Source organism: Phenylobacterium sp., from assembly GCF_004297125.1.
Taxonomy (GTDB): domain Bacteria; phylum Pseudomonadota; class Alphaproteobacteria; order Caulobacterales; family Caulobacteraceae; genus Phenylobacterium.
On the sequence record NZ_SCVD01000011.1, the window covers coordinates 31,922 to 47,974 of the forward strand.

The window sequence follows — 16,053 nt, forward strand, 5'->3', positions numbered from 1 at the left end:
AGGTGGGATGGCGAAGGGAGTCGGGCAAGCGTCGCGGTCCAGGGGTTTCGGGACAAACGCCGTTCGACGCTTAAAGTTTGCGCAGTTGCGGACCGTCGCTAGGGTCGCGCCCAATTGCAGTCCTTCGGGGATTCCCAAACATGACCACCCGCCGCCATCTGCTCCTCACCGGGGCCGCCCTCGGCCTGGCCGCCTCGCCGCTCGCCGCGCTCGCGGCCGAGGGTGAGGGCGTCACCGACACCCGCCTGGCCAAGCTGCTGGACGCGTTCGTCGAGGAGATCCTGGCCGACAGCCCGCAGACGGCCAGCAGCATCGGCAAGGACAAGGGCCCGCGCGCCGCGTTGAAGCGCCGCCTCGACGACGTTTCCGCGGCCGGCCGCACGAAGCAGATCGTCGGCTATGCCGACCGGGCCAAGCGCCTGCGCGCCATCCCGCGCGCCAGCCTGTCGGGCCGCGACCTCACCACCTACGACACCGTGCTCTACGCCATGGACGTGGGCGCCGAGGGCGGCAAGTTCGCCTACGGCAAGGACTATGCGAACCCCTACGTCGTCAGCCAGCAGGACGGCACGGTGGTCAACACCGGCGAGTTCCTGAACGCCCAGCACCTGATCGAGACCAAGGACGACGCCGAGGCCTACCTGGCCCGCCTCGAACAGTATGGCCCGGCCCTCGACCAGGAGAGCGACCGGGTGAAGGAGGCGGCCGGCAAGGGCGTGATCCTGCCCGACTTCCTGCTGGCCACCGCCCTGCAGCAGGGCCAGGAGGCGCGCGCCATGGACGCCGGCGCCACGCGGCTGGTGGGTTCGCTGGTCGAGCGGACCAAGGCCAAGGGGATCGACGGCGACTGGCAGGCCCGCGCCACGGCCATCGTCGCCCAGAAGGTGTTCCCGGCCCTGGAGCGGCAGATCGCGCTCCTGAAATCCCAGCAGACCCGCGCCACCCACGACGCCGGCGTCTGGAAGTTCTCCGACGGCGCCGACTATTACCGCTGGGGCCTGAAGTACAACACCACCACCGACCGCACCCCGGCCGAGATCCACAAGACCGGCCTGGACCAGGGCGCCGAGATCGACGCCCAGATGGACGCCATCCTGAAGGGCCAGGGCTACACGCAAGGGACGGTCGGCGAGCGGATGGGCGCGCTGACCAAGGATCCCAAGTTCCTGTTCCCCAACACCGAGGCCGGCAAGCGTGAGGTGCTGGCCTATATCGAGGGCCGCATTGCCGCGATCCGGCCGTTCATCCCGAAGTTCTCCAAGCTGGGCCTGAAGGCGCCGGTGGAGGTCCGCGCCGTGCCCAAGGAGATCGAATCCGGCGCCGGGCTCGGCTACATGAACTTCGCCGCCCTCGATGGGTCGCGGCCGGCGATCTACTACGTGAACCTCAAGGACACGGGGAACTGGCCGAAATACACCCTGGCCAGTCTCTCGATGCACGAGGCGCTGCCCGGCCATGCCTGGCAGGGCGCCTACCTCGCCGAACGCCCGGCCGAGATCCACACCATCGCCTCGCTGATGAACTTCGGCGCGTTCACCGAGGGCTGGGCGCTCTACGCCGAGCAGCTCGCGGACGAGGTTGGCCTCTACGCCGACGATCCGATGGGCCGGCTGGGCTACTTCCAGGCCCTGCGGTTCCGCGCCGCCCGCCTGGTGGTCGACACCGGGCTGCATGACAAGCGCTGGACCCGCGAGCACGCCATCGAATGGATGGTGGGCGCCACCGGCCGCTCGGTGGGCGCGATCACCAGCGAGGTCGACCGCTACTGCGCCAGCCCCGGCCAGGCCTGCGCCTACAAGACCGGGCACAACGAGATCGTCCGGCTGCGCGCCAAGGCCAAGGCGGCGCTCGGCGACCGCTTCGACCTGCGCGACTACGACGACGCCGTCGTCACCACCGGCGGCTGCCCGCTCGCCGTGCTGGAGGGGGTGATCGACCGCTACATCGCGGGAACCAGGAAGGCCTAGCCGTAGGCTCGCCAGAAGAAGATCGCCGTGGCGCCCACGGCGATCACGACGACCAGGGTGCGCAGGACGACCGCGGGCAGCCGCCGGCCGACCTGCGCGCCCAGGTAGCCGCCCGCCACCGCGCCGGCCATGACCGCCAGGGCCGCGGGCCAGCTGACGTTGCCGCTCACGATGAACACCAGCACGGCCACCGCATTGGCCGCGGCCAGCATCAGGGTGCGCAGGGGCGTCAGCGCCGCGATGTCGGCCTCGGTGAGCAGGCTCCAGGCGGCCAGCATCATCAGCCCGACGGCCCCGCCGAAGTAGCCGCCGTAGATCCCTAAGAAGAACTGCGCGCCCAGCACGACCGGCGGACCGGCCTTGAGGCCCACCCGCGCCAGCGCCCGGGCCAGCCTGGGCCCCGCCGCCAGGGTCACCGTGGCGATCAGCAGCAGCCAGGGGATGATCAGGTCGAACGCCGCCTCGGTGGTCGCGAGCAGCAGGACTGCGCCCACCGCGCCGCCGGCCAGGCTCAGCAGGCCCATGGCGCGGATCGACACTCCCTCGACCGGCTGCATGTCGCGCCGGTAGGCCCAGGCGCTGGCCATGGCCCCGGGCAGCAGCGCCACGGAACTCGAGGCATTGGCCACCGTCCCCGGCAGCCCGATCGCCGTCAGCGCCGGCAACGACACGAACGTTCCGCCGCCGACCACGGCGTTCATCGCGCCGGCCAGTAGCCCCGCGCCCAGGAGGAGGATCAGGTCGTGTGCGGCGATCACGGCCCATCCTTACCGGCCCGCCCGCCGACCACGCTACGGCCGCGGCCGAACTATCGCCGTGTGGGCTCCAGCCGGAAGCCCAGCGGCAGCAGGGCCTCGATGGTGTGGCGCTCGGTCCTGCCGTCCGCGCCGACGCTGACCACCTCGCAGCCGGCCTCGGCGAATTCCCAGATCTTCTGCCGACAGCCGCCGCAGGGCCAGATGAGGCCCGGCAGGGACGAGGCCACCCAGACCCGCCTTAGGGCCTTTTGGCCGTGCGTCACCGCCGCGGAGATGGCGCTGGCCTCGGCGCAGACCCCCTGCGGATAGGCGGCGTTCTCGACGTTGACGCCATAGTGGATCGCCCCGTCCGCGGATTCCACGGCCGCCGCGACATGCACGCCGGAGTAGGGGGCGTGGCTGTTGGCGAGCAGGCGCGCGAGTTCTGCGGCTATGGCCGGAGGGGCGGGGGCGTTCATGTGCGGCGGAAGTGTCCCGAGGCGCTGAAGGGACGGAAAAGTCTAGGGCCGCGGACCGGCGGCGTCCATCGCGCCAGGTGGTCGCGATCGGGCGCGGCCTGCGCAACGACCAGACACTGCTGGCCGGCATGATCTGCGCCGGCGCCCAAAGGCCGCCGTGTTCGCCGGGGATTGGGTAGCTTTCCACCCTCGTCCCGAATCGGAGGCCGGCATGCGCGCCCTGCTGATATCCGCCTTGTTGGCCGCCACGCCCTGCCTCGCCGTCGCCGCGCCGCTGCCGGCCGAGGTCGCCCGGATGATCGAGGCGGCGGCAGAGACGCCGGGCGCCCTTGGCACGGTGGCGGAGGTGGCGCGTCGCACCCATCCGGAGTCGCTGGCCGAGATCGACGCCCAGGTGGACGCCCTGACCTCGCGCGCCGAGGAGGAGCGGATCGCCCGGATCACGTCCCTGCGCTTCCGCGACGGCTGGAAGGGCGAGGGCCAGGCGGGCGGCTTCATCAGCACCGGCAACAGCGACGACGTCGGCGGCTCGGCCAGCCTGACCTTCGCCAAGGAGACGCTGCGCTGGCGTCACGAGATCAGGATGGCGGGCGACTACCAGCGCTCGAACGGCGCGGTCTCCAAGGAGCGGTACTTCGCGGGCTACGCCGGCCAGTGGAAACTGAGCGCGCGGACCTACGTCGCCACGTCCCTGACCGGCGAGCGCGACCGGTTCGCCGGCTTCCGCAGCCGGTTCACCGAGAGCGTCGGGGTCGGCTATCGCCTCATCGATCGTCCGGACCTGCGGTTCGACGTCCAGGCCGGCCCGGCGCTGCGCCAGACGAACTACTACGACCTCGACGACGAGATCGCCTTCTCAGCCCGCCTGGGCGGCGACCTCTCGTGGACCATTCGGCCGGACCTGGTCTTCACCCAGAACACCACCCTGTTCCTGGACTCGGTGAGCTCGTCCCTGACCTCCAGCACGGCGCTGACCACCAAGCTGCGCGGCGACCTCTCGGCCCGGGCCTCGTTCGACATCCGGGTCGAGGCCGAGCCGCCCGTGGACCGGGAGCATACCGACACCACCACGCGGGCGACCCTGGTCTACAGCTTCTAGCCAGCGTCCGATTGGCACAGCCTTTGCGCAGCTTCCCGCAACAGGGAGTTGCGTATGTCCATGGCCATCAGCGGGATCGGCAGTTCTTTCCCGGTCGATCGGGTAAAGCTTCACCATGAGGCAGATTCTACCCTGACCGACATTTCCGGCACGCTCACGTCCGCGCCGCCGGAGGCAGCTCAGCTGCAGATGGTCCCCCAGGGCGCCCTGGTGCGTATCGACGCGCAGCTCCTCGGCTCCCCGGAGATGTGGGGCGGCGAGGCCGCCGATCGGGCCAGCGCCACCCGCGCCTATGGCCTCGCCAGCATGTCGGAGGTCGGCATGTTGACGCCGACGCCTCCGCCCGAGCCGATGCAGGAGGTCTCCGGGCTGGGCTTCATTTCCGGCGACGCGTTCACGAGCGGCGACGCCGATGCGCTGAAGGACTATGTCCGCGACCAGGTCGCCGACGCGCGCGACGCCGCACGCCGTGAGCGCGATCTGAGCGAGGAGCTGGGCGCCGAGGTGCGGCTGGCGTTCGACCCGAACCTTGGCCGGGAGGTGGCGCTGACCGCCGCCGATGAAGGTTTCGACGCCGTGCGGGGCGCCCGGGCGATGTTCGCCGGCATGCGTTCAGACCTGCAGAAGATGGGCCTGAACCCCGCCGACTTCCGCGACCTGCTGGCCGTCTAGTTAGTCCAGCGTCCGCCGGTAGCGCGCCATGGCGAGCGCCGTCACCACCAGCACGAAGGCGGTGAGCGCCAGCAGTTCGCGCCACTGGTCGCCGAGGCCCTGGGATTTCAGCAGCGACCCGCGGACCACCCGCAGGAAGTGGGTCACGGGGATCACTTCCCCGATCCACTGCGCCCACGCCGGCATGCCGCGGAACGGGAACATGAACCCCGACAGCAGGATCGACGGCAGGATGTAGAAGAAGCTCATCTGCATCGCCGCGAGCTGCGAGCGGGCGACCGTCGAGATCAGGAAACCCAGCGCCAGCGACCCGGTGATGAAGAGCGCGATGCCCAGCGACAGCCCTAGCCAGCCGCCGCCCATGGGCACGTGGAAGAGGACACGGGCCATCACCAGGATGATCGCCGTCTGCACCAGCCCCACCATGACGTAGGGCGCCAGCTTGCCGATCATCACCTCCAGCGGCTCGAGCGGCGTCGACAGCAAGGTCTCCATGGTCCCCCGCTCGGTTTCGCGGGTGACGCTGAGGGCGGTCATCATCACGAGCGTCAGGGACAGGATGATGCCCAGGAGGCCCGGCACGATGTTGTAGGCGGTGATGGCCTCGGGGTTGTAGCGGCGGTGGACCACGACCTCGAACGGCGCCGTCCCCATCCGCGGGGCCAGCGCCCCGGCCAGGTCGTGGGCCAGCGCCTGGTCGGGCAGGGCGGCGAGGGCCGCGACCGCGCCCCCGGTGGCGGAGGGGTCGGTGGCGTCCGCCTCCACCAGGATCTGCGCCTTGTCGCCCCGCGCCACGCGGCGGCTGAAGTCGCCGGGCACGGTCACCGCGAACTGCGCCTCGCCGTTCCTTATGAGCCGGTCCAGGTCGGCCGGGCTGCGCGCCTGGGCCACGAAGTCGAAATAGAGCGAGTTCTTCAGCGCCGCGGTGATCGAGCGCGCATAGCGGCTGTCCTCCTGCATCAGGACGGCGGTGGGCAGGTGGCGCGGCTCGGTGTTGATCGCGTAGCCGAACAGGGTGAGCTGCACGATCGGGATCGCGAGCATCATGGCGTAGGTGATCCGGTCCCGCGTGAGCTGCTTGAACTCCTTCACCATCACGGCGAGCACGCGGAGGCCCGAGAGGCCGGTCATTGCACGTTGTCCTGGCTCTGGCCCATCAGCTGGATGAACACGTCCTCCAGGGTGGGCGCGACCTCGCTCCAACGGTACGGCGCGCGGCGATAGGGCTTCACCGCCGCCTCCAGCGCCCTCCGGTCCGTGCCGCTGACGTGGATCGCCGCGCCGAACGCCGCGGCCGTCTCCACGCCGGGCGCCGTCGACAGCTCGCGCGCCAGCTTGTCGGCGTCTGGTCCCTCGCCGTGGAAGGTGATCAGGCCCGACTGGTCGATCACCTCGGCCGCCGTGCCGCGGGCGATCAGGCGCCCGTAGCTGATGTACGCGATCTCATGGCACCGCTCGGCTTCGTCCATGTAGTGGGTGGAGACCAGCACGGTCAGGCCCTCGGCGGCGAGGGCGTGGATCTCGTCCCAGAAGGTGCGTCGCGCCTTGGGGTCGACGCCGGCGGTGGGCTCGTCCAGCAACAGCAGCTTCGGCTCGTGCAGGGTCGCCGCCGCCAGCGCTAGCCGCTGCTTCCAGCCGCCCGACAGCGTGCCGGCCAGCTGGCCCCGCCGCGTCGCCAGGCCCAGCCGCTCCAGCGCGTTGTCCACGCGCGCCTTGCGCCGGTCCAGGCCATAGACCCGGGCGGTGAACTGCAGGTTCTCGGCGATGGTCAGGTCCTCGTAGAGAGAGAACTTCTGGGTCATGTAGCCGGTGCGCCGCTTCACCTCGTCCGCTTGCGCGATGATGTCGAACCCAAGCGCCTCGCCCGATCCGGAATCCGGCGTCAGCAGGCCGCAGAGCATCCTAAGCGTGGTGGTCTTGCCCGACCCGTTCGGCCCTAGGAAGCCGCAGATGCGGCCCTGCTCCACCTGGATCGTCACGTCGTTGACCACGTGTTTGTCGCCGAAGCTCTTGTTCAGCCCGCGGACGTCGATGGCGAGCGTCATGACCCACCCAGCGGCTCGACGTCCACCGGCTGGCCGGGGTTCAGGCGCGTGCTAGGCCGGGCTTCCACCAGGTAGACCAGCCGGTCGCGGGCCTCGCGGCTGTAGATCACCGGCGGGGTGAATTCCGGCCGCGGGGCCACGAACTCGATCCGTGCCGTGAGGCCCTTGGCGCAGCCGTCGCAGGCGAAGCGCACGACGCGGCCGACGCGATAGGCCGACAGGTCCTTCTCCGGCACGAAGAAGCGCACCTTGATCCGCTCGTCCGGCAACAGGCTGAGGATCGGCTGGTTGGCCGGCGCCCATTCGCCGGCGTGGAAGAACACGTCCTCCACCCGCGCCTTGGCGGGGCTGCGCGGCGACACCTCGGCCAGGCGGGCGTTGGCGCCGATGACGGCGGCCTGGGTCTGGGTCACCCGGGCGTCGGCGGCGCGGATCTGGTCCTCGCGCGAGCCCAGCATGGCGGCGTCCCGCTGCTTCCTGGCCGCCCGGACCTGGGCGTCGGCCGCGTCGGCGGCGGACTTGGCGTCGTCCAGCCGGGCCGGGGCGTACCAGCCCTGGCGCACCAGCGGCTCGACCCGGCGCAGGGTGGCCCGGGCGTCGCGGGCCGTGGCCTCGGCGGCGGCGATATTGGCCTCGAAGACCGCCAGTTCCGTGGGCCGCTGGCCCTTCCGGGCGTCGAGCGCCTGGGCCTCCGCGGCGGCGGCCTCGGCCGAGGCCTGGTCGGCCTGGGCCCGGACCTGGGTCGGATCCACCACGAACAGCGCCTGGCCTGCCGCCACCTCCTGGCCCCTGACCACGCTGACGCTGCGCACGGTCCCGGCGACGGGGGCCGCCAGGTACAGCGGCTCGCCCTCGATGTAGCCCGACAGGGCATGGGACGCGCCCATGCGCGGCATCCAGATGACCAGGCCGGCGATCACGGCCGCCGCGGCGATCAGGCCCACGACCAGGAGACGCTGGCGGTTCATTCGCGGGCTCCTTCGGTGAGTAAGCCGCAGAGCAGGGTGTCGATGTGCTGGGCCATGACCGCGGGCAGGTCGAAGGGCCGGGCGCCCACCGGCACGAAGGTCTCGCGCCAGAGCACCGCCACCAGGAGGGGCGAGATCAGCTGCAGCGCATAGGTGCGCGGGTCGCCGGCCTTCACCTCGCCGCGCGCCTGGGCCGCCTCGATGGCCTCCGCCATGGCGCCCAGGGCCTGGGAGACCAGCTCGTCGTGCCAGACCCGCGCGATCTCCGGGAAGTTCCGCGCCTCGCCCACCACCATTTTCAGCACCCCGCCCAGGGGCGTATGGCTGACCACATCGGCGATATGGGCGGTCACGCCGCGCAACAGGCCGGCGAGGGGGCCGGGATGGGCGGCCGCCATGGCCTTCACGGCGCCGATGTTGGGCGCGATGGCTTGGCCGACCACGGCGCGGAAGATGTCTTCCTTGGTCTCGAAGTAGAGATAGATCGCGCCTTTGGAGACGCCCGCCCGCCTGGCGATATCCTCCAGCTTGGCCGCCGCGAACCCCTTCTCCGCGAACACGGACAGCGCCGCCTGCACGATCTCGGCGGGCCGGTCGGCCTTGCGTCTGCGGAACTTGGGCGCGCCGGTGTCCATGGTCATCTTTTTTAATAACTGACCAGTCATTTAGTAACAGATGTAGCGGACCCAGGCAAGCCGACCCGCGTTCTCCGAGGCGGCGACGGGTCGCATGGTTAAATTTGGCGACGTCGCCTATTTTTCGCCCCGGTCCCAAGTCAGGACCCATCGCGTCGTCGCGGCTGACGCGTCGTCCCAGTCAAATCGCCATCAAGCTTGGCACGAGTTCGAGCTAGGCATGCATTTGTTGAGTGAAGGGTCCTGGATGAAGTTGGGCGTTCCTGCGCGTTTGCTTGAGCTGGTCGAGAAGAAGCCTGCACTGTTGGTTTCTATAGTCGCGCTTGTCGGGACGACGGCTGCCGCAGCGGCGCCGTTGAGCCAGGCCGAGCACCGCGCCAGCCTCGTGACCGCCGTGGAACGCGCCGTGGACCAGGTGGCTCCGACGGCAGAGGCTGCGCCGCTGAAACTCGTCTGGGACGGCGCGGATGTCGACGGCGACGGCCGCGCCGACTTCGCCAACCCCACGGGCCGCGAGCCGCGCCTGCATGACGCCTATGGCGACGGTGAGTTCGGGGCCCGCCGCGACGGCGGCAGCCGCCGGCACGAAGGCGTCGACTACACGGCCAGGGCCGGCCAGGACGTGGCCGCGCCGATCTCAGGCTATGTCACCAAGATCGGCTACGCCTATGCGGGCGACCAGACCCTGAAGTTCGTCGAGATCACCAACCCGGCCCTGAACTATGCCGCACGGGTCTTCTACGTGAACCCCAGGGTCGAGGTGGGCGAGACCGTGGCCATCGGCCAGCCGATCGCCACGGCCCGTTCGCTGCAGCGCAAGTATCCCGGCGGCATGACCGACCACGTGCATCTGGAGATCCTCGACCGCAGGGGCGACCGCATCGACGCCACACGCATGATCACCGCCGAATACCGCCCGGGCAACCTCACCGTCGCCGCCGCCGATTAGTCGTGGCTTGACCGCGCCACCGAGCTCGGGGCAATCATCGGCGGTGGCGCCCGCAAGGGCTCAAAAGGGAATGCGGTGCGTGCGCTTGCGCACAATGCCGCGGCTGCCCCCGCAACTGTAAGCGGCGAGCCGACGACCATCCAACGCCACTGGGGCCGCGAGGCCCTGGGAAGGCCGGTCCGAGGTTGTGACCCGCGAGCCAGGAAACCTGCCACCAGCCGTGGTCACGCGCGAGCGCATTGGGCGGGGTGCACCGATGTGAATGGACCGCCCACGCGCGCCTCCAGGCGCCGGCGGCGGCGCCATTTCCTTCGCGGTGACGTGTCACGTCCGCCGCGAGGTTTCGACCCATGTCTGCTATCTCTTCCACCCACCGCACCGGCCTCTGGTCCGCCGGTCTCGTCGCCCTGGTCCTGGGCGGCTGCCTGCTGATCGGCTGCCTCGAGCCCCTGGTCGCCGTCGCGGTCATCGCCGCAGGCGCCCTGCCGTTCGGCCGCGCGTTGTTGCTGACCGGCGCGGTCTGGCTCGCGGGCCAGGCCATCGGCTTCGGCCTGCACGACTACCCGCGCGACGCCCAGACGATTTCCTGGGGCGTCGGCCTGGGCGTCGCGGCCCTCGTTTCCGTGGCCACCGCCGCGGCGGCGCTGCGGGTCTTCACAGACAAGCCTGTCTGGCTCCGTGCGGGGGCCGCGTTCGTCGCCGCCTTCGTGGCGAACCAGATCGTGATACTCGGCGTCGAACAGGTGGTCACCGGCGCCTGCACGATCCGTCCCGGCGTCATCAGCCTGGTGGGCGCGGTGAACGCGGCCTGGCTCGCGGGCCTGCTGGCCCTCGACGCCGTCCTCCGCCGCACGTCGCTGTCGGTTCCGCCCTTCGGACAGCGCGCATGAGCGGCCTGCGCATCGTCTCCCTGCTGCCCAGCGCCACCGAGATCGTCGCCGCCGTGGGCATGGCCGACCGGCTCGTGGGCCGCTCTCACCAGTGCGACTTCCCGGTCCAGGTGCGCCATCTGCCGGCCCTCAGCGAGACCAAGGTCAACCTCGAGGGCACGTCGGGTGACATCGACCGGCGGGTGAACGAGATCATCGCCCAGGGCGTCTCGGTCTACCGCGTCGACGCAGACCTCCTGCGGGCGCTGAAGCCCGACGTGATCCTCACCCAGACCCAGTGCGCCATCTGCGCCGTCACCCCTGGCGACCTGGAGGACGCGCTCTGCGAATGGACCGGCACGGCCCCGACCCTGGTCTCGCTGGAACCCAACGACCTCTCCGACGTCTGGGGCGACATGCGCAAGGTCGGCCGGGCGCTGGGGACGGAGGGCGCGGCGGAGCGCGCCATCGCCGGCCTTCAAGGCCGCCTCGCCGCGATCCGCGGGACTGCCGGCCGCGCCGCCTATCGTCCCACCGTGGCCGCCATCGAATGGATCGACCCGCTGATGGCCGGCGGCAACTGGATGCCCGAGCTGATAGAGGCGGCGGGCGGCGAGAGCCTGTTCGCCACCGCCGGCCAGCATTCGCCCTGGCTGGACTGGAGCGCGTTGGCGGCGGCCGATCCCGACGTGATCCTGCTGCTGCCCTGCGGCTTCACCATCGACCAGAGCCTGGCCGACCTGCCGCTGCTCCGCGGGCGGCGGGAGTGGGCGCGCCTTTCGGCCGCTCGCCGCGGTCAGGTCTATGTCATCGACGGCCACCACTACTTCAACCGCCCTGGCCCACGCCTGGTGGAGTCCGCCGAGATGATCGCCGAGATCCTGCATCCGGACCTGTTCGACTTCGGGCACGAGGGGGCGGGATGGGTCCGCCTCTAGGGCGCAAGCAGCGCCTTCAACTCGGCTCCCGTCGCCGCCTCGCCCAGGCGGTCGAACCGGCCCTCGGTGGCGATCTCGCGCGCCGCGCCCAGGAACCCGGCCCAGGCCGCGCGGGCCAGCGCCCCGCCGACGCTGATCCGGCGCACCCCCAGGTCGGCGAGCTCGGCCACGGTCAGGCCCTTGGTCCACATCAGGACGTTGAGGGGCAGGGGCGCCACGGCCTTCACGGCCGCCCCGATCTCTTCCCGCGTCTTCAGTCCCGGCGCGTAGAGGCAGTCCGCCCCCGCTTCGGCCAGGGCGGTCAGCCGGTTCAGGGTCTGGCCCAGGTCCATCTGCCCGATCAGCAGCCCTTCCGCGCGGGCCACCAGCACCGCCCCGGTCCCGTCGGCGTCGATCGCCGCCCGGGCCGCGCGCACGCGCTCCACCGCCAGCGCGGTCTCGTACAGCGGCTTGCCGGGGTCGTGGCTCATGTCCTCGATGGAAAGGCCGGCCACGCCCGTCGCCAGCGCCCGGCGCACGTTGGCCGCCACGTCCTCGGGCGCGTCGGCATAGCCGTTCTCGAAATCGGCGTTCAGCGGCAGGTCCGTGGCCGCCGACAGGACCGCGAGGTGATCCAGCATGTCGTTCAGCGGGACCTCGTTGTCCAACCGCCCGGTGGACCAGGCGAATCCCGAGCTGGTGCTGGCCAGGGCCTGGAATCCCAAGGCCTGCAGTATCCTGCCGCTGCCCGCGTCCCACGGATTGGGGATCACGAAGCAGCCGCTCTCATGCAGTTCGCGGAATCGGGCGCGCTTCTCGGCCGGAGTCGTCATGGGACAACCTCGCAAGGTGGAGCTTAACGGCAAAAGCTTGGGTGCAGGAACAGGGGCGAAACGAATCGCGACCGAATCACTGACACCCAGCGATTCAGCTTTCGTTCCCTACGACATATTGTATCTGAATCGCTTCGGCCCACAACGAAGCGTCATCTTTGGGCGCGACCGTTTCGCTATCTGTGCGGCTCGCCTTGACGCGCAAGGGACCCTTCCTCTATATCGCCCGCTCCTTGCGCGGACCCAGTCCGTTGCAACTCCATTCCCACGCGAAGGTATTCGCTATGTCGCGCCGCTGCGAAATCACGGGTGTCGGACCGATGGTCGGCCACAACGTGAGCCACTCGAACATCAAGACCAAGCGCCGGTTCATGCCGAATCTGGCGTCGGTCAGCCTCCAGTCGGACGCGCTGGGCCAGAGCTTCTCGCTCCGGATCACCAACGCCGCGCTCCGCACCCTGGACTCCAAGGGCGGCCTCGACCCGGTCCTGCTCAAGGCCAAGGATGAACTGCTGTCGGCCAAGGCGCTGAAGATCAAGCGCCAGCTGAAGGCCAAGATGGCCGAGACCGCCGCGGCCTGAGCCGCGCCATCCCGGACGATTACGGAAGGGCCGCCCCACCGGGCGGCCTTTTCATTTGGCCGGTGTCCAGTCGAACGCCAGCAGCAGGGTTCGCTGGTCGGTGGGCAAACCGTTGTAGGTCCCGAAATTGTCGTCCGAGATCAGGTAGAACCGCACCCGGCCACCGGGCTGTGGGACGGCGGCCAGGCCCTCGAGGTTGTCCACTGTCAGGGGCCGGGCGATCTCCAGGCTATCGACGAGGCGGCCAGTGCGGTCCAGCACCTTTAGCCTCACGACGTTGCCCCGGAGCGGCGAATAGGTCCGCAGCAGATAGGCCAGCCCGCCCCCCGGCATATTGTCCATCGCCACCAGCGCCAGGCCCTCCAGGTCGAGGTCCCGGTCGCGGACGCAGCGCGTCGACACCCGGCAGAGGAAGGTCCAGCCGCTGTCCTCCAGCCCGACCCGGTAGGCGTCCGGCCCGACATCCGGCGCGGTGGTCAGGGCCTCCATCCCCTTGTTGTCGGTGTAGGTCACCTCCGGCTGGGGCGCCGGGCGGGGCAGGCCGCCGTTCCGTGGGAAGAGCAGGATGCGGTCGTGCTGCTCGAAGCTGGCCAGCAGGTCCCCGTTCGCCAGCCGCGCCACGCCCTCCGAGTCGTATTCGCGCTGGCCGCCCGCATAGAGGTCGACGCCCGTGGTTTCCTTCAGGGCGATCATCGTCGCGTCCGCGACACCCACGAGGCGCCCCGTCGGGTCCAGCACGAGCCGGGCCTCCAGCAGGTCGGACTGGTCGCCCAGGGCCAGCATCCGGCCGTCGGGCGTTACCTTCAGGTCCGACAGCCCATGCAGGCGACTGGTCTGGCGCGAGGTGAGGGCCAAGCCCCCGGCGTAGACGAAGTTTCCGAGACGGTTTCGGCCGGGATCCGCCGGATCCAGCGGCACGGGCTGGCCGTCCACCTGCACCCGGGCGCCCACCGCCACCGGCTGCAACGGCAGCGGCGCGGTCGGCATGGCGCAGGAGCCGAGCGCTAGCGCCAGCGCCGCCGCCAAGCCGGCCCACGGCCTCAAGCGGTGGCCCTCCGGACTTCCTTGAAGGTCGAGCGGCGCGCGCCGCCGCTCGGTGGTCCCTGGGTGTTCGGCGGCGGGGCCAGCAGGTTGGCGTTCCGGCGCGTCACCCGGCGGACCTCCTCGTCGAACAGGTCGGCCAGCTGCTCGACCATGGCGCCGGCCAGTTGCTCCACGTCCACGATGGTCACCGCGTTCTTGTAGTAGCGGGTCACGTCGTGGCCGATGCCGATGGCGATCAGCTGCACCGGGCTCTTGGTTTCGATCTCGGTGATCACCTCGCGCAGGTGGCGCTCCAGGTAATGGCCGGAGTTCACCGACAGGGTCGAATCGTCCACCGGCGCCCCATCCGAGATCACCAGCAGGATGCGCCGCGCCTCCGGGCGGCCGATCAGCCGCTGGTGCGCCCACATCAGCGCCTCGCCGTCGATGTTCTCCTTCAGGAGGCCCTCGCGCATCATCAGGCCGAGGTTGCGGCGCGCCCGTCTCCAGGGGGCGTCGGCGGCCTTGTAGATGATGTGGCGCAGGTCGTTCAGGCGGCCCGGCTGGGCGGGCTTGCCGGCTTTCAGCCAGTCTTCCCGCGACGAGCCGCCCTTCCAGGCCCGGGTCGTGAAGCCCAGGATCTCGGTCTTTACGCCGCAGCGTTCCAGGGTGCGCGCCAGGATGTCGGCGCAGACCGCCGCCACCATGATCGGCCGCCCGCGCATGGAGCCGGAATTGTCGATCAGGATGCTGACCACCGTGTCGCGGAACTCGGTGTCCTCCTCCTCCTTGAAGGCGAGGGAGGCGGTCGGGTCGGTGATCACCCGGGTCAGGCGCGAGGTGTCGAGGATCCCTTCCTCCAGGTCGAAGGTCCAGGCGCGGTTCTGCTGGGCCAGCAGCTTGCGCTGCAGCTTGTTGGCCAGGCGCGAGACCACGTTCGACACCGAGGCGAGCTGCTGGTCGAGATAGGCGCGCAGGCGCGTCAGCTCCTCGGGATCGCACAGCTCCTCGGCCGCCACGATCTCGTCGTGGCCGGTGGTGAAGACCTTGTAGGTGACGGCCCGGTTGTCGCCGGACGGATCGGGGCGAGCGGGCTGCTCGCCGTCGCCCATGTCCGGCGGCTCGTCGGTGTCCTCGGCGTCGGGATCCTGTTCCGACTGCATCATCTGGCTGTCGGCGTCCTCGGACTCCCGCGCCGTGGTCTCGTCGTCGTCCATCGCCGACTGCTGCGGCGACTGGCTCTCGCCCTCGCCGTCGTCGTCGTTGTCGGAGGCCTCGGGGTCGCCGTCGTCCTTGCCCTCGGTATCGTCATCCGACTGCTCGGGCGCGTCCGACAGGTCGTCGCCCATCTCCAGGTCGCGGATGATGGCGCGCGAAATCCGGGCGAAGGCCTTCTGGTCGTGCAGCGTGCCTTCCAGCTTGGCGATGTCGTCGCCGGCCTTGGCGTCGATGCCGGCGCGGAACATGTCGACCAGGGCCCGCGCCATCGGCGGCGGGGGCTCGCCGGTCAGGCGTTCGCGCACCATCAGGCTCAGCACCTCCGCCATCGGCGGATTGGCCATGGCCTCGACCTCGTTGTAGACGCGCCGCTGCCAGGCGTGGTCCATCACCGCCTTGAGGTTGCCCTTCACCCCGCCCATGGCGTTGGCGCCGATGGCCTCGATCCGAGCCTGCTCCAGGGCGTCGTAGATCGGCTGGCCGGCGCCGGAGTGCGGTCGGGTCTTGGCGTGGGCGGCCGGGTCGTGGTGGGCGATGCGCAGCGCCATCTGGTCGGCCAGGCCGCGGATGCGCGCCGCGTCCTCGGGCGTCAGGTCGCGGGGCGGGTGCGGCAGCACCGCCCGGTTGCCGCTGAGCTGCGGGCCCTCGCCCGAGTAGACGATCTCCAGGTCGGGCGTTTCGGCAAGCGAGCGCGCCGCGTGCGCCAGGGCGCGCTTGAAGGGCTCCAGGGGGCTTTCCGGGTTCTTCGCCATGTCAGTGGGTCTTAGATCAGCCTTCACGCCGCGTGAAACAAGGAATCGTGTGCGAAGGAACGGTGAAGCTTCCAGCGCGTTTCCAAGGCCGAGTTTCGGACCGAGGAGAAACCTTCATGCTCAAGTGGGCCCTGATCTTCGCGATCGTCGCCATCGTGGCCGGCGCGCTCGGCTTCGGCGGCATCGCCGGCGCCGCGGCCGGTATCGCCAAGCTGCTGTTCTTCATCGCCGTGGTGGCGTTCCTGCTGTTCCTGGCGCTCGGCGTCTTCGCCGGCCGCAAGCTGACCGGGCGATAGGGGATCGGGGCGC

The 16,053-nt window shown here is 70.3% G+C and carries 17 protein-coding genes and 1 riboswitch; of the genes, 8 read left to right on the top strand and 9 right to left on the bottom strand.

The features are described from left to right. The first annotated feature begins 140 nt into the window (after positions 1-140). Positions 141-1,967: a DUF885 domain-containing protein gene (locus EPO51_RS05270; RefSeq protein ID WP_293346874.1), complete on the top strand. Its 1,827-nt coding sequence runs from the start codon at positions 141-143 to the stop codon at positions 1,965-1,967. Here EPO51_RS05270 and EPO51_RS05275 read toward each other — a convergent pair. Then, complete coding sequence (locus tag EPO51_RS05275; protein ID WP_293346877.1) at positions 1,964-2,725, bottom strand: sulfite exporter TauE/SafE family protein; 762 nt, start codon at positions 2,723-2,725, stop codon at positions 1,964-1,966. The genes EPO51_RS05270 and EPO51_RS05275 overlap by 4 nt on opposite strands. Before the next feature lie 50 nt (positions 2,726-2,775). Then, positions 2,776-3,183 carry a cytidine deaminase gene (cdd, locus tag EPO51_RS05280; RefSeq protein WP_293346880.1) on the bottom strand — a complete coding sequence of 136 codons (408 nt, stop codon included), beginning with the start codon at positions 3,181-3,183 and terminating at the stop codon, positions 2,776-2,778. A 211-nt stretch (positions 3,184-3,394) separates the two neighbouring features. Between cdd and EPO51_RS05285 the strand changes: the two genes are divergently transcribed. Together EPO51_RS05285 and EPO51_RS05290 are read left to right on the top strand one after the other, a co-directional pair. After that, positions 3,395-4,282 carry a DUF481 domain-containing protein gene (locus EPO51_RS05285; protein WP_293346892.1) on the top strand — a complete coding sequence of 296 codons (888 nt, stop codon included), beginning with the start codon at positions 3,395-3,397 and terminating at the stop codon, positions 4,280-4,282. Positions 4,283-4,336: 54 nt separating this feature from the next. Further along, entirely contained in the window at positions 4,337-4,954 is a 618-nt protein-coding gene (locus EPO51_RS05290) for a hypothetical protein (RefSeq protein WP_293346894.1), read from the top strand. On the opposite strand, the gene EPO51_RS05295 is transcribed toward EPO51_RS05290, so the two are convergent. The 4 genes from EPO51_RS05295 to EPO51_RS05310 are packed head-to-tail and all read right to left on the bottom strand — an operon-like array spanning position 4,955 to position 8,602. Continuing rightward, the gene (locus tag EPO51_RS05295) at positions 4,955-6,085 is read right to left on the bottom strand and encodes an ABC transporter permease (protein WP_293346896.1); all 1,131 of its coding nucleotides are present in this window, start codon (positions 6,083-6,085) and stop codon (positions 4,955-4,957) included. Further along, positions 6,082-6,999, bottom strand: a complete 918-nt coding sequence (locus EPO51_RS05300; protein WP_293346898.1) for an ABC transporter ATP-binding protein — start codon at positions 6,997-6,999, stop codon at positions 6,082-6,084. Before EPO51_RS05300 ends, EPO51_RS05295 begins: the two co-directional genes overlap by 4 nt. Next, a complete protein-coding gene (locus EPO51_RS05305; RefSeq protein WP_293346900.1) occupies positions 6,996-7,967 on the bottom strand; it encodes an HlyD family secretion protein in 972 nt (323 codons plus the stop codon). The genes EPO51_RS05300 and EPO51_RS05305 overlap by 4 nt, the downstream gene beginning before the upstream one ends. Further along, positions 7,964-8,602, bottom strand: coding sequence for a TetR/AcrR family transcriptional regulator (locus tag EPO51_RS05310; protein WP_293346902.1), 639 nt, complete (start codon positions 8,600-8,602; stop codon positions 7,964-7,966). The genes EPO51_RS05305 and EPO51_RS05310 overlap by 4 nt, the downstream gene beginning before the upstream one ends. A 247-nt stretch (positions 8,603-8,849) precedes the next feature. On the opposite strand from EPO51_RS05310, the gene EPO51_RS05315 reads away from it, so the two are divergent. The 3 genes from EPO51_RS05315 to EPO51_RS05325 all read left to right on the top strand — a co-directional run bounded on the left by EPO51_RS05315 (position 8,850) and on the right by EPO51_RS05325 (position 11,358). Then, complete coding sequence (locus tag EPO51_RS05315) at positions 8,850-9,551, top strand: M23 family metallopeptidase (RefSeq protein WP_293346904.1); 702 nt, start codon at positions 8,850-8,852, stop codon at positions 9,549-9,551. Between the two features lie 27 nt (positions 9,552-9,578). Beyond that, a riboswitch (cobalamin riboswitch) is annotated at positions 9,579-9,781 on the top strand. A 120-nt stretch (positions 9,782-9,901) separates the two neighbouring features. Beyond that, complete coding sequence (locus EPO51_RS05320) at positions 9,902-10,441, top strand: hypothetical protein (protein WP_293346906.1); 540 nt, start codon at positions 9,902-9,904, stop codon at positions 10,439-10,441. After that, a complete protein-coding gene (locus EPO51_RS05325; protein WP_293346908.1) occupies positions 10,438-11,358 on the top strand; it encodes a cobalamin-binding protein in 921 nt (306 codons plus the stop codon). The genes EPO51_RS05320 and EPO51_RS05325 overlap by 4 nt, the downstream gene beginning before the upstream one ends. On the opposite strand, the gene EPO51_RS05330 is transcribed toward EPO51_RS05325, so the two are convergent. After that, positions 11,355-12,170, bottom strand: coding sequence for an isocitrate lyase/PEP mutase family protein (locus EPO51_RS05330; protein WP_293346910.1), 816 nt, complete (start codon positions 12,168-12,170; stop codon positions 11,355-11,357). The two genes, EPO51_RS05325 and EPO51_RS05330, sit on opposite strands and share 4 nt — an antisense overlap. 284 nt (positions 12,171-12,454) lie before the next feature. Between EPO51_RS05330 and rpmB the strand changes: the two genes are divergently transcribed. Then, a complete protein-coding gene (rpmB, locus tag EPO51_RS05335) occupies positions 12,455-12,751 on the top strand; it encodes a 50S ribosomal protein L28 (protein WP_293346911.1) in 297 nt (98 codons plus the stop codon). A gap of 51 nt (positions 12,752-12,802) precedes the next feature. On the opposite strand, the gene EPO51_RS05340 is transcribed toward rpmB, so the two are convergent. Next, positions 12,803-13,795: an esterase-like activity of phytase family protein gene (locus tag EPO51_RS05340; protein WP_293346912.1), complete on the bottom strand. Its 993-nt coding sequence runs from the start codon at positions 13,793-13,795 to the stop codon at positions 12,803-12,805. Continuing rightward, on the bottom strand, positions 13,792-15,744 hold the full coding sequence (gene cobT, locus EPO51_RS05345; RefSeq protein ID WP_293346913.1) for a cobaltochelatase subunit CobT: 1,953 nt from the start codon (positions 15,742-15,744) through the stop codon (positions 13,792-13,794). The genes EPO51_RS05340 and cobT overlap by 4 nt, the downstream gene beginning before the upstream one ends. A 116-nt stretch (positions 15,745-15,860) precedes the next feature. Between cobT and EPO51_RS05350 the strand changes: the two genes are divergently transcribed. Next, on the top strand, positions 15,861-16,040 hold the full coding sequence (locus EPO51_RS05350; RefSeq protein WP_293346915.1) for a DUF1328 family protein: 180 nt from the start codon (positions 15,861-15,863) through the stop codon (positions 16,038-16,040). Positions 16,041-16,053 lie beyond the last annotated feature (13 nt).

Bases quoted from the DNA above. Each gene is read 5' to 3' on its own strand.
- EPO51_RS05295 (WP_293346896.1), bottom strand. From the start codon at position 6,085: ATGACCGGCCTCTCGGGCCTCCGCGTGCTCGCCGTGATGGTGAAGGAG.
- EPO51_RS05315 (WP_293346904.1), top strand. From the start codon at position 8,850: ATGAAGTTGGGCGTTCCTGCGCGTTTGCTTGAGCTGGTCGAGAAGAAG.
- EPO51_RS05325 (WP_293346908.1), top strand. From the start codon at position 10,438: ATGAGCGGCCTGCGCATCGTCTCCCTGCTGCCCAGCGCCACCGAGATC.
- EPO51_RS05290 (WP_293346894.1), top strand. From the start codon at position 4,337: ATGTCCATGGCCATCAGCGGGATCGGCAGTTCTTTCCCGGTCGATCGG.
- cdd (WP_293346880.1), bottom strand. From the start codon at position 3,183: ATGAACGCCCCCGCCCCTCCGGCCATAGCCGCAGAACTCGCGCGCCTG.
- EPO51_RS05300 (WP_293346898.1), bottom strand. From the start codon at position 6,999: ATGACGCTCGCCATCGACGTCCGCGGGCTGAACAAGAGCTTCGGCGAC.
- rpmB (WP_293346911.1), top strand. From the start codon at position 12,455: ATGTCGCGCCGCTGCGAAATCACGGGTGTCGGACCGATGGTCGGCCAC.
- EPO51_RS05285 (WP_293346892.1), top strand. From the start codon at position 3,395: ATGCGCGCCCTGCTGATATCCGCCTTGTTGGCCGCCACGCCCTGCCTC.
- EPO51_RS05305 (WP_293346900.1), bottom strand. From the start codon at position 7,967: ATGAACCGCCAGCGTCTCCTGGTCGTGGGCCTGATCGCCGCGGCGGCC.
- EPO51_RS05320 (WP_293346906.1), top strand. From the start codon at position 9,902: ATGTCTGCTATCTCTTCCACCCACCGCACCGGCCTCTGGTCCGCCGGT.
- cobT (WP_293346913.1), bottom strand. From the start codon at position 15,744: ATGGCGAAGAACCCGGAAAGCCCCCTGGAGCCCTTCAAGCGCGCCCTG.
- EPO51_RS05350 (WP_293346915.1), top strand. From the start codon at position 15,861: ATGCTCAAGTGGGCCCTGATCTTCGCGATCGTCGCCATCGTGGCCGGC.
- EPO51_RS05310 (WP_293346902.1), bottom strand. From the start codon at position 8,602: ATGGACACCGGCGCGCCCAAGTTCCGCAGACGCAAGGCCGACCGGCCC.
- EPO51_RS05270 (WP_293346874.1), top strand. From the start codon at position 141: ATGACCACCCGCCGCCATCTGCTCCTCACCGGGGCCGCCCTCGGCCTG.
- EPO51_RS05330 (WP_293346910.1), bottom strand. From the start codon at position 12,170: ATGACGACTCCGGCCGAGAAGCGCGCCCGATTCCGCGAACTGCATGAG.